This is a genomic window from [Rhizobium] kunmingense, from assembly GCF_977018605.1.
The window spans coordinates 479,335-494,608 of the sequence record NZ_CDRNXG010000001.1 but is presented as its reverse complement, the minus strand read 5'-3'; the positions used below and the strand labels follow the sequence as shown (position 1 = coordinate 494,608).

14 protein-coding genes are annotated in these 15,274 nt (G+C 62.6%); 13 read left to right on the top strand and 1 reads right to left on the bottom strand.

Annotated features, from left to right (window positions below; translation table 11 throughout):
• Positions 1 to 10: 10 nt before the first annotated feature.
• The gene (gene bcsN, locus AC0JZ4_RS02565; protein WP_471884895.1) at positions 11 to 1,087 is read right to left on the bottom strand and encodes a cellulose biosynthesis protein BcsN; all 1,077 of its coding nucleotides are present in this window, start codon (positions 1,085 to 1,087) and stop codon (positions 11 to 13) included.
• A 247-nt stretch (positions 1,088 to 1,334) separates the two neighbouring features.
• Here bcsN and AC0JZ4_RS02560 point away from each other — a divergent pair, with 247 nt between their 5' ends.
• From AC0JZ4_RS02560 to visN, 13 genes are all read left to right on the top strand, one after another.
• Positions 1,335 to 3,641 carry a cellulose synthase gene (locus tag AC0JZ4_RS02560; protein ID WP_471884894.1) on the top strand — a complete coding sequence of 769 codons (2,307 nt, stop codon included), beginning with the start codon at positions 1,335 to 1,337 and terminating at the stop codon, positions 3,639 to 3,641.
• A 348-nt stretch (positions 3,642 to 3,989) separates the two neighbouring features.
• Positions 3,990 to 5,633, top strand: a complete 1,644-nt coding sequence (locus tag AC0JZ4_RS02555; protein WP_471884893.1) for a globin-coupled sensor protein — start codon at positions 3,990 to 3,992, stop codon at positions 5,631 to 5,633.
• Positions 5,633 to 5,917, top strand: a complete 285-nt coding sequence (locus tag AC0JZ4_RS02550) for an STAS domain-containing protein (protein WP_471884892.1) — start codon at positions 5,633 to 5,635, stop codon at positions 5,915 to 5,917. Before AC0JZ4_RS02555 ends, AC0JZ4_RS02550 begins: the two co-directional genes overlap by 1 nt.
• Before the next feature lie 11 nt (positions 5,918 to 5,928).
• The gene (cheY1, locus tag AC0JZ4_RS02545) at positions 5,929 to 6,294 is read left to right on the top strand and encodes a chemotaxis response regulator CheY1 (protein ID WP_471884891.1); all 366 of its coding nucleotides are present in this window, start codon (positions 5,929 to 5,931) and stop codon (positions 6,292 to 6,294) included.
• A gap of 16 nt (positions 6,295 to 6,310) precedes the next feature.
• A complete protein-coding gene (locus tag AC0JZ4_RS02540) occupies positions 6,311 to 8,539 on the top strand; it encodes a chemotaxis protein CheA (RefSeq protein WP_471884890.1) in 2,229 nt (742 codons plus the stop codon).
• Positions 8,540 to 8,554: 15 nt separating this feature from the next.
• Entirely contained in the window at positions 8,555 to 9,034 is a 480-nt protein-coding gene (locus tag AC0JZ4_RS02535) for a chemotaxis protein CheW (RefSeq protein ID WP_471884889.1), read from the top strand.
• Positions 9,031 to 9,939 (top strand): protein-glutamate O-methyltransferase CheR, encoded by a 909-nt coding sequence (gene cheR, locus AC0JZ4_RS02530; RefSeq protein WP_471884888.1) that lies wholly within the window; start codon positions 9,031 to 9,033, stop codon positions 9,937 to 9,939. Before AC0JZ4_RS02535 ends, cheR begins: the two co-directional genes overlap by 4 nt.
• Positions 9,936 to 10,985: a protein-glutamate O-methylesterase CheB gene (gene cheB, locus AC0JZ4_RS02525; RefSeq protein ID WP_471884887.1), complete on the top strand. Its 1,050-nt coding sequence runs from the start codon at positions 9,936 to 9,938 to the stop codon at positions 10,983 to 10,985. Before cheR ends, cheB begins: the two co-directional genes overlap by 4 nt.
• Positions 10,986 to 11,375, top strand: a complete 390-nt coding sequence (locus AC0JZ4_RS02520; RefSeq protein WP_471884886.1) for a response regulator — start codon at positions 10,986 to 10,988, stop codon at positions 11,373 to 11,375.
• Positions 11,372 to 11,923, top strand: a complete 552-nt coding sequence (cheD, locus tag AC0JZ4_RS02515; RefSeq protein ID WP_471884885.1) for a chemoreceptor glutamine deamidase CheD — start codon at positions 11,372 to 11,374, stop codon at positions 11,921 to 11,923. The genes AC0JZ4_RS02520 and cheD overlap by 4 nt, the downstream gene beginning before the upstream one ends.
• 31 nt (positions 11,924 to 11,954) lie before the next feature.
• Positions 11,955 to 12,344, top strand: coding sequence for a chemotaxis protein CheT (gene cheT / locus AC0JZ4_RS02510; protein WP_471884884.1), 390 nt, complete (start codon positions 11,955 to 11,957; stop codon positions 12,342 to 12,344).
• Between the two features lie 153 nt (positions 12,345 to 12,497).
• Positions 12,498 to 14,171 carry a flagellar basal-body MS-ring/collar protein FliF gene (gene fliF, locus AC0JZ4_RS02505; RefSeq protein ID WP_471884883.1) on the top strand — a complete coding sequence of 558 codons (1,674 nt, stop codon included), beginning with the start codon at positions 12,498 to 12,500 and terminating at the stop codon, positions 14,169 to 14,171.
• Between the two features lie 383 nt (positions 14,172 to 14,554).
• Positions 14,555 to 15,271: a transcriptional regulator VisN gene (gene visN, locus AC0JZ4_RS02500; RefSeq protein WP_471887760.1), complete on the top strand. Its 717-nt coding sequence runs from the start codon at positions 14,555 to 14,557 to the stop codon at positions 15,269 to 15,271.
• Positions 15,272 to 15,274: the final 3 nt, after the last annotated feature.

The window sequence follows — 15,274 nt, the reverse complement described above, 5'->3', positions numbered from 1 at the left end:
CGGAAGATGATCAGCGGCAAACGACATCCGGGCCGTCGGCTGCCATGGTACAGGATGGTGAAGGCACGGTCACGCGCGCGCCCTGATAGGCCGGCGCGCCACTTTGGCTGGGTGCTCCGTAGGCGGCGCCGCGATCTGAGGTCGGCGTCTCGACGGCATTGAAACCAGGGCCGGAAGGCGCCGGCACGCGCGGGCGCTGCGGCGAATATTCCGGCTCGCCGATCGGCTGCTGCATCTGTGCGGGCGGTGCTTCGGCACGGACCTGCCGGGTCTGGGCGCGCGGCGCGTAGGACACCGAGCGGCGTGGCGGCAGCGCCTGCACGATCGGCTCGGAAGATGTCGCACGCGGATAGATCGGTGTGCCGGTGCCGATTGCCGGATCGGGACCACGCGGCGTGCCGTAAGGGTTCCAGCCCTTGGCATCGATCGCGCCGGTAATGGTGAAATTATACATGTTGGACAGAAGCCGGGCTTCCGTCGCATTCGCTTCGCAGAACCGCAGCCGAACCTGGATCATGCCGTGATTGGCGAGCGGCGATACCGTGCCGGTGTCCGAACGGATCTGCTGCCAGGCATAGAGGCAGAGATCGCTGCCAGCGCCACGGCCGAAGGCATAACCGAACGGACCGTAATTGTTCTGCACGAAGAACTGCGAGCGCACCATGCGCACGCGTGGCAGAGAAGCGCGCATTTCCGCCGCTATCCGGCCTTCGCTGACGGTTGAAAGCCCAAGCGAGTTGTCGCCGTAGCGGGTTGCACGGTCGGCGCCGAACATTTCGATCTTGAACATGTTCTGTCCGGTCGTCGAGGCATTCGTAGCCAGATGAATGTCCTGTGCCACCGCATTGTTGAAGCGCCGTTCGATGACGCTGATGATGGCGGGGCCGGCCGGCGGCGGCATGATCATCGCCTGTTCCGGCGGCGCGCTCTTGACCAGCGTCTCCGGCTGGATCGGCTTGCCGCCACAGCCTGAAAGCGTCAGGGAGGCGAGACCGAGGAGCATGGCGACCACCGGTTTGCTGACCGGCCTGCCTTGGCGTGCTGCGTGCCAGCCTTGGTCTGCTGCGTGAGTGAGCCTGTCCGTCATTGCAGTTCCACAGTTGAGGGCAGCTACTCTTTACATATCGCCGCTTGTCCGAAGGTGTCGTCTTGCGCCGGTCTGGCGGCAATCCGATGCCGAGTCGGCTTTCATTCGTTGACGATTACTTAACTAAGCCCCAAATCTAAATTGTTCGTTAACCATATCCGGGCATTCTTTAACCATTGCAGGTGTCAGCCCGTGTCGCGCAGCGATCGCGGCGCTTAGAGATAGGGCAACAGAGACCGGAGTGGACATGCGCTTTTCGCTGATTTCGTTGGCGGCGTTCGGCCTTGCCGTGACGGCTTTGGTCGGCATGGACCGTCGGGCCGATATCGATTTCGGTGCGGTGACCGGCGCGCTGAGCGACGGCGATACCACCACTGGCTCTGCCAATTCTGAAGCCGCACGCACGAACCGCCTCCAGGATGCCTCCCTCTTCGGTGCCGGCGATCAGAAGTCCCCAAGGGCTCCGCTCGTCGTCTCGCAGGTGGCACCCGCCGTCGATATTCCAGCACAGGAGCAGACGGTTGCGCAGGCCCGCCCGCCCGCCCAACCTGCCGTCCCCGCTACGCAGCCGGCGGCGGCAGCGGCCGCTCCCCAGGTCGATGAAAGCGCGCTCCGCTATTTTGCCGCCCGCGGCGACACCGCAAGGCTTCAGGCCGAGATTTCCCGTCTCCGCGCGCTCTACCCAAGCTGGTCGCCGCCGGATGATCCGCTGGCCGTTCGCTCCACCGCCGATGCGCAGCTGGAAGCCATGTGGCAGCTCTACGCCCAGGCGCGTTACGCCGATGTCCGCCGCGCGATCGCCGACAGGCAGGCGGCCCAGACCGGCTGGCAACCGCCCGAGGACCTTCTGGAGCGGCTGAAACTTGCCGAAGCACGCATGCAGCTGACTGCGGCCTCCGACGCCAAGACCTATGACGAAGTGATCCGCATCTCGGCGGAAAACCCGACTCTGCTCACCTGCAGCGAGGTCGATGTGCTCTGGCGCCTCGCCGAGGCCTTTGCCGGCACCGAGCGCCAGTCGCGTGCCCGCGATGCCTATGCCTATATCCTCAGCAACTGCTCCGACCCGTCGGAACGTCTGGCGACGGTGCAGAAGGCGAGCGAGCTTCTGCCGCCCGATATGCTGGACAATCTCCTTTCCGCCGAGCGCACCGGCGCGGATGGAAAACCTGAATTCGAAAGCCTGCGTGACGATCTCGCCCGTCGCCTGGTCGGCGAAGGCAATGCCGATCCGAAGCTTGTCGTGCCGGAAAAATACCTGACACGTCTCGAACGTCTGGCCGAGACCAGCGAGCTTGCATCCGACGCCCTGCTTCTTGGCTGGTATCACTATCGCCGCGAAAACCTCGGTCCTGCCGAGCGCTGGTTCCGTCGCGCCTTCACGCAAGAGGAAGAGGCATCGGCCGCCGAAGGTCTCGCCCTGACGCTGACGCAGCAGAACTCGCCGCTCGAAGCCGAAAACGTGCTCTATCGCTGGCGCGACACGTCCGATGGCACCAAGGCCGCCTACATGGCCGCCGTCGCCAATCTTCTGGCAATCGATCCGCCGCCGGTGCTGCAGGAACAGGTCCTGGCGCGCATGGCGCCGGTGGTGATCGAGGCGAGGGATGCCGCGGCTGCCCAGCAATTCGGCTGGTACGCCCGCTTCATGGGCCAGCCCGGTACCGCAGCCCAGTGGTTTGCCGCAGCCTTGTCATGGAAGCCGGATGACGAACCCTCCGCCTATGGCCTCGTGCTCAGCCGCAACGACCTGCGCGACAGGGCAGGTGTTGCCGCGATCCAGGGCGCCTGGGCCGGACGGTCGGAACGGATCGCCACGCTCGGGCAGAACGACCCACGCGGTGCAAACCGTCAATATGCGACCCAGCCGCCGCTCCAGCAGCCGGCCCCGGTTCAGCAACCGAGACAGTACTATCAGGCTGCGCCGGTCGAGCCGGTTCGCCAGCCGGCCAGCCGCACCGTGCAGGAATACGCAGACGTGCCCGCCCAGCGCCCGGCGCCGCAGACCGTCCGCCCCGCACCGGCTCGCCGTGCTGTCGCCACCCGCGGCTGCTCGACGACCGTCGATCCCCGCCAGCTCTCGCCGCAGACGGCACTGACCAGAGGCTGGTGCCTGATGGACATGAACCGGCCGCTCGAGGCAGTGCAGGCCTTTGATGTCGCGACACAGGCCTCCGCCCCGGCGGCGAGATCCGATGCCGCCTACGGCAAGAGCCTTGCCTATCTGCGCCTCGGCCTGACCGACAAGGCTGCGGCCACCGCAACCACCGCGCCGCAGAACAACACCCGCGCCGTGGAATTGCAGAGCGCCATCCTGGCAGACCGTGCCGTCAATGCCTTCAAGGTCGGCCGCTTCAACGAGGCTCTGATCGCGCTCGACCAGCGCTCACAGATCGTGCCCGAACAGAACGACCTGATGAGCATGCGCGGCTACGCCTATCTGGGTCTCGGCCGCGAGGCCGATGCACGCCGTATCTTCCAGGCACTGGCCGATGTCGGCAACCGCGACGGCATGCGCGCGCTCGCCGACCTGACCGCGCCCGCGAGATACTAGATCGGCCGCTGCACCCTATCCTTGCAGCGGCAATCGAAATTCACCGCTGCAATGCGGCAAGTCCATGTATTCCGTAGCAAAAAATACGATCTGTACTGTGTATTAACCTTCGCGCAAGGAATTAACCATACATATGATACAGCACGGCGAAATGGGACGACCACGGTCTGCTCACCAGGCATGAAGCCGCCAAAGCCGTACCGGTATCAATCCGGTATCACGCTCATTAAAAGTCAGGAACTGCGGTGACCATCTGCACATGGCCATGAGACGAATGTCTCGGGCGCATGCGTCGGCTTGATCCTCCTCGGCGCCTGACAGGCTAGGCTTCAATGTAGGACGACTTTGGTGCAGGATACGCCAAGCGATCAGGTGCGACGCGGCCAGGCTGGTAGCCTTGGCGAGAGACTGGCATTCGCCGGCCTCGACGGCGACCTGTGCGATCTACTTCGCCGTTGTCGTCCGCATCTGGAAGGCCATCTGAAGACCGGCCTGCGTGATCTCTTCCACCGTTTCCAGACCTCGCCCGAAGCTGCGCGTCATTTCGACAGCGAGCAGCAGATCGAGCGCCTTCACGATCTCCAGACCTCGCATTGGTCGATCCTGACCGACGCCCGTTTCGACGCGGTCTATGCCGACCGGGTCAAGGTTCTCTCCGATACCGAAAGCCGCATGGGGCTTGATCCCCGCTGGCATATTGCCGGCCATGCGGTGATGCTGGAGCATCTCGTTCTCGGCGTCGTCAACGACCTGTCCTCGCGCTCCATCCTGCCCGGTTCGCGCAAGCGCGATCAGGAACTGCGCGAGCTTCTCTCCGGCCTCATCCGGTTGATCATGATCGATGTCGAGATCGCCGTATCGCTCCGCTTCAACGAGCAGCGCCAGAAGCACCAGCGCGCGCTTGCCGATCAGCAGGCCGCCGATCAGGCACAGGCGGTCGACACGTTCGCAACCGTCATTTCCGCACTCGCCGAGCGTGACCTCACCGCGGCCCTGCCTGCCGACATGCCGGAAGCCTACCGCGAGCTTGCCGATCTCCTCGGCCGTGCCGTCGGCGGCATGCGTCAGTCCGTCGGCACCATCGATGCCGCCGGCATGCAGGCCTATTCGCTGACCGACGCGCTGGCGAAGAATGCCGCGCAGTTTGCCTCGGCATCGGAGGAACAGGCAGGTCGCGCGCGGTCGGCCACCGAAGGCCTCCAGCAGCTTTCCGCCCTCGTGCGCGACAGCGTCGCCGGCAGTTCCACGGCCGAAAAGGCAGCGCTCGCCACCCGCCGTTCGGTCGAGGAAAGCGGAGAGATCGTCGGTCGTGCGATCACGGCCATGTCCGACATCGAGAAGTCGGCGGAAAAAATCGGCCAGATCATCGGCGTCATCGACGAGATCGCCTTCCAGACCAACCTGCTTGCGCTGAACGCCGGCATCGAGGCCGCCCGCGCCGGTGACAGCGGCCGCGGCTTTGCCGTCGTTGCCCAGGAAGTGCGTGGTCTTGCCCAGCGCTCCGCCGATGCGGCCCGCGAGATCAAGACGCTGGTCAACGATACCAAGGGCCAGGTCGGCGAAGGCGTGCAGATGGTCCATCGCACCCAGTCGGCGATCGGCGGCATCGTCAAGCAGGTGACGGAGATCAACGACGCGATCTCCGGCGTTGCCCGCAGCACGGCCGAACAGTCCGATGGCCTTAACCGCGTCACCGCCGAGATCGACAGCCTCAGCCAGGCGCTCGATGCCAATGCCAGCTTCGCCCGCAATTCAAGCGATGGCGCCGATGAACTGCATACGGTGATCCTGGAACTCGGCCGCACGGTCCGCGAGTTCCGCATCGCCCGCCAGAACAACAGCCTCGAAGGCTACGAGGATGACCGCATGGCAGCCACCGCTTATGGTGCGCCGGCTCCGTCCATCTCCCATCCGGCGCGCCAGCACGGCTTCGAGCCTGCTCTCGTCGCGCCCGAACCGCAACGCGTTTACAAACGGCAAGGAACATACTGATGGCAGCAAAGAAGGCCGCATCGGGAAAGCTGGCACTCGCGCCCGTTCTCGATCTCAATGAAGCATCGGTCCTGCACGGCAAGCTGATGTCGATGCGCGGCAGCGACCTCGTCATCGACGCTTCGGCGGTCGAACGCGTCGGCGTCCAGTGCGCCCAGGTGCTGCTGGCCGGCGCCAAGGCATGGGCTGCCGACGAAAAGTCATTCCAGATCACGGAGGCGTCGGACGCCTTCGCCAAGACGATGCAGCTTGTTGGCATCAACGAAGACAATTTGGCCGCTTAAGGGACCCCGCTATGAAGAAAAAAGTGCTGACCGTGGATGACTCACGGACGATCCGCAACATGCTGCTGGTGACGCTCAACAACGCCGGTTTCGAAACCATCCAGGCCGAAGACGGCGTCGAAGGTCTCGAAGTGCTCGAGGGCTGCAACCCGGATGTCATCGTCACCGACATCAACATGCCGCGCCTCGACGGCTTCGGCTTCATCGAGGGCGTCCGCGCCAACGAGAAGTACCGCGCCATTCCGATCCTCGTCCTGACGACGGAAAGCGATGCCGAGAAGAAGAACCGTGCCCGTCAGGCCGGTGCGACGGGCTGGATCGTCAAGCCCTTCGACCCTGCCAAACTCATTGATGCGATCGAGCGTGTAACCGCCTGAACCGGGAATTCCTCCGATGGATATGAACGAAATCAAAGAGATCTTCTTTCAGGAATGCGAGGAACAGCTCGCTGAACTGGAATCCGGTCTTCTCAAGTTGAACGATGGCGACCGCGATCCCGAAACGGTCAACGCCGTTTTCCGTGCCGTTCACTCCATCAAGGGGGGCGCAGGCGCCTTCGGTCTGGAAGAGCTGGTCGCTTTCGCCCACGTCTTCGAGACGACGCTCGATTGCGTCCGCTCCAACAAGCTGGAGCCCAATCAGGACGTCCTCAAGGTCATGCTGAAATCGGCCGACGTTCTGGCCGACCTGGTCACCTGCTCGCGTGACGGCGGCAGCGTCGAGGAAAGCCGCACCAGGGGCCTCGTCAAGGAACTCGAAGCGCTCGCCAACGGCGAAGCGCCGAGTGCTGCGGTAGAAGCGCCGAAGCCGGCCGCTGCTGCTGCCGCTCCGGCCCCGACCGACGACAGCGGCTTCCAGCCGATCCCCTTCACCTTCGATGCCTTCGGTGACGACGAGCCGTCTCTCGAAAACGTCTTCGACATCACCTTCAAGCCCACCCGCGAGCTTTATTCCAAGGGCAATGAAGCGGCCCTGCTGCTGCGCGACGTGTCCCGCCTCGGCGAGCTGAGCGTCGCCTGCGACATGGAAAGCCTCCCGGCGCTCGAAAAGTTCGACCCGGAAGCCTCCTATTTCAGCTGGACCATGCAGCTTAAGACGGACAAGACGGAAGACGAAGTCCGTGCCGTCTTCGAATTCGCCGAATGGGATTGCGAACTCGACGTCAAGCCGGCCGATACCGCATCGCAGGAAGAACTACCGATGATCCCGGTTCCGTTCGACCTCTCCGCCCTCGACGACGCGCCGGTCGAGACGGCTGCACCGGCAGAACCCGCCGCCGCTGCGACCACCGAAATCCTGTCGAGCGCCGCCAAGGCGGTCAACGCTGCGGTCGAAAAGCGCGATGCGCCTGCCGCAGCCGCGGCCCAGAACAATGCAGCAGCTGCCGCATCTTCGGCCGGCCAGACCATTCGCGTCGATCTCGACCGCGTCGACCGTCTGATCAACCTTGTCGGCGAGCTCGTCATCAACCAGGCGATGCTCTCGCAGAGCGTCATCGAAAACGATACGGGCGGCACGTCCGCCGTCAACATGGGCCTCGAAGAGCTGCAGCAGCTCACGCGCGAGATCCAGGACTCGGTCATGGCGATCCGCGCGCAGCCGGTCAAGCCGGTCTTCCAGCGCATGTCGCGTATCGTCCGCGAAGTCGCCGACATGGTCGGCAAGCAGATCCGTCTGGTCACCGAGGGTGAGAACACCGAAGTCGACAAGACCGTCATCGACAAGATCGCCGAGCCGCTTACCCACATGATCCGCAATGCCGTCGACCACGGCATCGAAAGCCCGGAGAAGCGTATTGCTGCCGGCAAGGACCCGGAAGGCACGATCAAGCTTTCGGCAAAGCACCGCTCGGGCCGCATCCTGATCGAACTGATCGACGACGGCGGCGGCATCAACCGCGAGCGCGTCCGCCAGAAGGCGATCGACAACGACCTGATCTCGCCGGACGCCAACCTGTCGGACGAGGAAATCGACAACCTGATCTTCGCGCCGGGCTTCTCCACTGCCGACCAGATCTCCGACATTTCCGGCCGCGGCGTCGGCATGGACGTTGTCAAGCGCTCGATCCAGGCGCTCGGTGGCCGTATCTCGATCTCGTCGAAGCCGGGCCAGGGCTCGGTCTTCACCATGAGCCTGCCGCTGACGCTTGCCGTCCTTGACGGCATGGTCGTCACCGTTGCCGGCCAGACGCTGGTCGTGCCGCTGACGGCGATCGTCGAGACGTTGCAGCCGGAAGCATCCGCCATCCACTCCTTCGGTGCGAACCAGCGGCTCATCTCGATCCGTAACTCGTTCTGCCCGCTGGTCGATGTCGGTCGCATCCTCAACTTCCGCGCCAACCAGGCGAACCCGGTCGAGGGCGTTGCCCTTCTGGTCGAGTCCGAAGGCGGCGGTCAGCGCGCGCTGATGGTCGATGCGATCCAGGGCCAGCGCCAGGTCGTCATCAAGTCGCTCGAGGCGAACTACACCCACGTTCCGGGCATCGCTGCGGCGACCATCCTGGGTGATGGCCGCGTCGCACTCATTCTCGATGTCGACGCTGTTGTCGGCGCTTCCCGTGGCCAGTCGCTCGGTCAGGAAGTTGGAATGAAGGCCGACATGTCGATGGCGGCCGCAGGTTAAGCAGGTAAGTTCAGTATGTCATACGCCGTAAAATCTCTTGTTCAGGGAAGCCGTGAACTGATCGCCTTCCGCATCGGTGACCAGGAGTTTTGCGTGAACATCATGTCCGTCCGCGAAATTCGCGGATGGACTCAGGCCACCCCGATGCCGCATGCGCCGGCCTATGTTCTGGGCGTCATCAACCTGCGCGGCGCGGTCCTGCCGATCGTCGATCTGTCGGCAAGGCTCGGCATGAAGGACGCGGAGCCGACGCCCCGCCATGTCATCATCGTCGCGCAGGTCAAGCATCGCGTCGTCGGTCTGCTGGTGGAGGCCGTTTCCGATATTCTTACGATTACCGAGGATAATATCCAGCCGGTCCCCGAGATCTCCTCGGATCTCGAAAAACAGTACGCACGTGGCATTCTGGCCATCGACAAGCGGATGATCTGCCTGCTCGAACTGGAAGCCCTGTTCTCCGAAAAAGTCCTTGATAGGGAAAGTGAAGTCGCATGATATCGTTGGGCGCGATCGATAGCCGGCAGTCCCCGGACGAGGTTCTGGCAAGCGGAGAATATCCGCTGACCCGCAAGGACCTGTCCGAAATCGCTGCGATGATCTATGCGGATGCCGGGATCTATCTCAACGATTCCAAGGCCTCGCTCGTCTATTCGCGCCTGTCGAAGCATATCCGCAATCTCGGCCTGCGCGGCTTCCGGGAATATTGCGCGCTTGTGTCCTCGACCGAAGGTGCTGCGGTCCGCCGCGAGATGCTGTCGCATCTGACCACCAACTTCACCCGCTTCTTCCGCGAGAACCATCATTTCGAACATCTGCGCGACGACGTTCTGCCCGGCCTCATCAACCGCGCCAAGGCTGGCGGTCGGGTGCGCATCTGGTCGGCGGCCTGCTCGGACGGCCAGGAACCCTATTCGATCGCGCTTACCGTCATGGCGATGTTCCCGAACGCCGCCGACTATGACTTCCGTATTCTGGCGACCGACATCGATCCGAAGATCCTCGAGACCGCCCGCGCCGGCGCCTATGACGAAGGCGCGCTGGAAAGCGTCTCGCCGGCCATGCGCAAGCAGTGGTTCCGCGAGGTCGACGTCAATGGCCGTCGCAAGTTCCAGGTCGATGACCGTATCAAGAAGCTGATCACCTTCAACGAGCTGAACCTGATGGCCCAGTGGCCGTTCAAGGGTGGCTTCGATGTGATCTTCTGCCGCAACGTGGTGATCTATTTCGACGAGCCGACCCAGGTGAAGATCTGGTCGCGCTTCGCCTCGCTGCTGCCGGAAGGCGGCCACCTCTATATCGGCCATTCCGAACGCGTTTCCGGCGATGCGAAGAACGCCTTCGACAATATCGGCATCACCACCTATCGCTACCTTGGCAAGAATGGCGGGAGAAAGGCATGAGTGCACCGGCACGCGTCCTCGTCGTCGATGACAGCCCGACCATGCGTGGCCTGATCACGGCTGTCCTCAATTCCGACCCCGAGGTCAATGTCGTCGGCCAGGCTGGCGACGCCATGGAAGCGCGCGCGGCGATCAAGCAGCTCAACCCGGATGTCGTGACGCTCGATATCGAGATGCCGAACATGAACGGCCTCGAGTTTCTCGAGAAGATCATGCGTCTGCGGCCGATGCCGGTGATCATGGTGTCCACCATGACCCATCACGGCGCCAACGCGACGCTGGCCGCGCTCGAGATCGGCGCCTTTGATTGCGTCGGCAAGCCGGCGCCGGGCGATCGCCGCCCGTTCATGGATCTGGCCGAGAAGGTCAAGGCCGCCGCAAGGTCGGGCCGCCGTCTGATGCAGGCGTCTGCACCACCGCAGCCTGTGCAGCCGATGTCGGTTGCCGATTACCGTGTGGGCCGCAAGGTTGTGGCGATCGGCTCTTCCACCGGAGGTGTCGAGGCGCTGATCACGGTGCTGCAAAAGTTTCCGCAGAACTGCCCGCCGACCGTAATCACTCAACATATGCCGTCCACGTTTACCAAAAGTTTTGCTGAACGGCTTAATCGTATCTGCGCTCCTGTGGTGCAGGAAGCGACCGATGGCGCGCGTCTGGAGATCGGCAAGGTCTATCTCGCGCCCGGTGGCGACCGTCACCTGCAGATCGCAAACCCGTCTGCGCCGTGCTGCCGGCTGGTCGAAAGGGAACCCGTCAACGGCCATCGGCCGTCCGTCGATGTCCTGTTCGATTCCGTCGCGGAACTGGCAGGCCGCAATGCCGTCGGTGTCATTCTGACGGGCATGGGCCGGGACGGGGCTTCCGGATTGCTGAAGATGCGCAGCGCTGGCGCCCGCACGATTGGCCAGAACGAAAAGACCTGTGTGGTCTATGGCATGCCGAGGGTGGCCCATGAATTGGGCGCCGTCGAGCACCAACTGCCATTGGGCTCCATAGGAGAAGAAGTATTGAAACTAACTGCTGCCCGAAAAGAAGGTACCGAATAAATGTCTCTCGCTGAAAAAATCAAAGTTCTGATCGTCGACGATCAGGTGACTAGCCGCTTGTTGCTCAGCGATGCTCTGACCCAGCTCGGCTTCAAGCAGATCACCGCCGCCGGCGATGGTGTGCAGGGCATGAAGATCATGTCCGAGCAGCCGCATCACCTGGTCATCTCGGACTTCAACATGCCGAACATGGATGGCCTCGGCTTCCTGCAGGCGGTTCGCACCAACCCGAGCACCAAGAAGGCCGCTTTCATCATCCTGACGGCCCAGGGCGACCGCGCTCTGGTTCAGAAGGCAGCCCAGCTCGGCGCCAACAACGTTCTCGCCAAGCCCTTCACCATCGAGAAGATGAAGGCCGCTATCGAAGCGGTATTCGGAGCCTTGAAATGATCGAAGCCGTTGCGGCCAAGAGAATCCATATCATCCAGGGCGAATTCAAGGTCGTGGATGACCCTGAAGTCGTCCTGGCTACGATCCTCGGATCGTGCGTGGCCGCGTGTCTTCGTGATCCTGTCGCCGGCGTGGGCGGCATGAACCACTTTCTTTTGCCGGGATCGGGTGCCACGTCGGGTGGGGATGCCACCCGATACGGCGTCCATCTGATGGAGCTTCTGATCAACGGCCTCCTGAAGAAGGGCGCCCGCCGCGACCGGCTGGAAGCCAAGATCTTCGGCGGCGCCAAGACGATTGCCAGCTTCTCCAATGTCGGCGAGCAGAACGCCGCCTTTGCCATGCAGTTCCTGCGTGACGAAGGCATTCAGGTGGTCGGCTCCTCGACCGGCGGCGATCATGGCCGCAAGCTCGAATACTGGCCGGTAAACGGTCGCGCCCGTCAATACCCGCTGACCGGAGCCGAAACCCAGCGCACGGTGGCCCTCGAACAACGCCCCGTCCGGCCGGTACCCAAGCCCGTCGACGACAGCATCGAATTCTTCTGAGCACAGCCTCTACCACGTCCCAGGGATAGCCATGACCGACACCACTACGCCGCCGATCGCTACCCCGGAAAAATCGCTGCCGGAAGTGCTGATGCGGCTCGTTTCCGAACTGCATGACGTCGCCTATCTTATCGAGCGCGTCGAGCCCCAGATCATGGATCTCGGCGGCGAAAAGCTTCTGGCATCCCCCGACGCGATCAAGATCCTGCAGGGCATCGATCTGGCTGTTCAGAAGACCCGCGGTCTTGCCGAATTCATCGATACCGTTACCGGCACCATTCCGAACGAATGGAAGGTCGATGTCTCGACGGCACTCGGCCTCGTCAAGCTTGCCGATATGCGCAAGTCGCTGGAAACCGGCGTCCGCCACGGCCATTCGCAGCCGCTCAGCAAGGCTGCCGGCGATTTCGACTTCTTCTGATCCGCACGGCGGGCAGGCAGCCGGCAGATCCGCCCCGGTGAAGTCTTTCTGACGATCGTCAATCCACAGAACCGACATGCTCGCACAAGCTTCGCCTTCTAGGGTGCGCTTGGGCCAAGGCTCTATAACCGTGTTCGGCGATGTGGAAACAGAATGAATCTGTTAGCTCAATTTCAGAATATATTTAAGAATTTGGCAGGGTTGGGCCAGACGAAGCTTATTGCTTTGGGTGCGGCCGGCCTCGTTTCGGTGGCACTTGTTTTGGCCGCTGCTATTTATGTCAACAAACCAGCTTACGAGACGCTTTACGTCGGCCTCGAAACAACTGATCTCAATCAGGTCAGTATCGCACTTGCTGAAGCGAACATGCCCTTTGAGGTTGGAGCCGATGGCTCAAGCATTCAGGTGCCGGTCGGCTCGACCGGTCGTGCGCGCATGCTGCTGGCCGAGCGTGGCCTGCCCAACAGCGCCAATGCCGGTTACGAACTCTTCGACAATGTCGGTTCCCTCGGCCTGACCTCCTTCATGCAGGAAGTGACCCGTGTCCGTGCGCTGGAAGGCGAGATCGGCCGCACCATCCAGCAGATCAGTGGCGTCTCCGCCGCCCGCGTCCACATCGTCATGCCCGACGTCGGCAATTTCCGCCGCGGCGAGCAGAAGCCGACTGCATCGGTGATGATCCGCGCAAGCTCGACCGCCGGCCGCAAGGCTGCCGCCTCCATCCGCCACATGGTCGCCTCTGCCGTTCCGGGCCTCGATGCAGAGGACGTAACGATTCTCGATTCCACCGGCCAGCTTCTTGCCTCCGGCGATGACGGCACCAACAACCAGCTGGCTCGTTCGCTCGGCATGGTCCAGACCGTCCAGCAGGAAATCGAAACGAACATCGACAAGGCCCTCGCGCCGTTTCTCGGCATGGACAACTTCCGCTCCAGCGTCACCGCGCAGCTGAACACGGACAGCCAGCAGACGCAGGAAACGGTCTACGATCCTGAATCGCGCGTCGAGCGCTCTGTTCGCACCACGCGAGAAGAAGCCCGCTCGCAGCAGCAGCAGAACGACAACGCCGCAACGGTCGAACAGAACGTGCCCCAGGCCGCTCCGGAAGCCGGTGGTGAAGGTGGTCCGCAGTCGTCCGACCAGTCGAACAAGCGCGAAGAACAGACCAACTACGAAATCAACCAGCGCACGACGGCCACGACCCGCAACAGCTATCAGATCGAGAAGGTTTCGGTGGCGGTCGTCGTCAACCGCGGCCGCATCGCCCAGATGGTCGGTGAAAACGCTGACCAGGCGGCAATCGACGCCTATCTCGCGGAAATGCAGACGATCGTCCGCTCTGCGGCCGGCCTCAGCGAAGATCGCGGCGACGTCGTTACGCTCACGGCGATGAACTTCCTGGAAACCCAGCTTCTGGATGAGGCCGCCAACGGTCCGAGCCTGATGGAAACGCTCAACCGCAACATCGGCGGCATCATCAACTCGCTCGCCTTCGTCCTCGTCGCCTTCCTGGTTGTCTGGCTCGGTCTTCGTCCTCTCATCCGCACCGTCGGCGGCGCATCGCCGGCAGGCGAGCTCTCCACCGAGAGTGCCGGTCTGGAACTGCCGGACTTCTCCCCGGCCGGCGGCAGCCCGTCGCTCATGGACGGTTTCGGCTCCGACTTCGGCTTCGACAGCTCCGACGACCTCATGGGCGGGGCGGACGATGGCGGCTTCAACCGACGCGTCAAGGAAGGCCCGGAAAAGCGCCTGTCGCGCATGGTCGAGATTTCCGAGGAGCGTGCGGCCAAGATTCTCCGCAAGTGGGCGGTCGACAAGGCAGCCTGATAGATACTCACGAAATTGTGATAACTGCGAAGGGCCGACACAATTCGGCCCTTTTTGCTGTCGTTTCTACCGCCATCAGCGACTAGCTAAGTACAAACGACCACACGCACATTAGCGGACATGGGGAAAACATCCCCGCCAGCGATGGCAATTCGGCTGCTCTTGCCTAAAATCAAAAATGATTCGGACGCATGGTGGTATCCGAAAGATGCCGCCTGCATCATCAATCACGGCGAATTTGCATTTTCTGATGAGGCTTGCCACCTCGTCGCCCGAAAAAACGAAACGGAAAACTGGGGTTCACGCCTCGGAAACCGGTTTTCGGTTTTGCAGTTCAAGCGGCGCCACGGAGCATATAGCGAATGGAATTGCCGGGCCAGAACATGACGTCGCGAGGAGGCTCCCGCGTGGAGCCGGACGGGGGAAGGGCGCTCTCCAGGGAGCAGCTCGTCAAGCGCATGGGCGTTGCCGTCGCCGCAAGCAATGTGCAGGCGGTGATGAAGCTTCTCGCCGAATATGTCGGCGCCTCCCATTTTCTCCTTGCTCGTTATGACCTTGTTCAGGAGCAGGGGCTCGATTTCATCGTTACCTCCGACTGGCCGTTCGACCTGGTGCGGCGCCTCAGTTCGGAACTTGCCAGCAGCTATGCCCGTTCGACGGAGCTGGAAAAGTGCCTCTCGCTTCTCACACCCGGGTTTTCCATCCTGCCGGACACCGTGACGGTGCCGGACGACATCAGCCGCCAGTACTGTTCGTTGATGTTTTGCGTCGGGCGCATCCGCTTTTCGCTGATGCTGCTTTTCTCCGATAACATCATCCTGTCGCAGGAGCGGTTGAAGGAAGTCGGTCTTCTGGCGGCCTATGGCGCGAGTTTCATCGAAGCCCACGATGCGCGATCGGAGCGTGATTTCGAGCTGACCGAACGCGAACTGGAATGCCTGTTCTGGATTGCCGAGGGCAAGACCAGCGACGAGATCGCCATGATCCTCGGCATCTCGCGCAACACGATCAACAACTACATCACCAGCGTCATGCGCAAGACTGCGACGAAGACGCGATCGGAAGCGATCGCGTATGCCGTACGCAACAACCTGGTTTAGAGA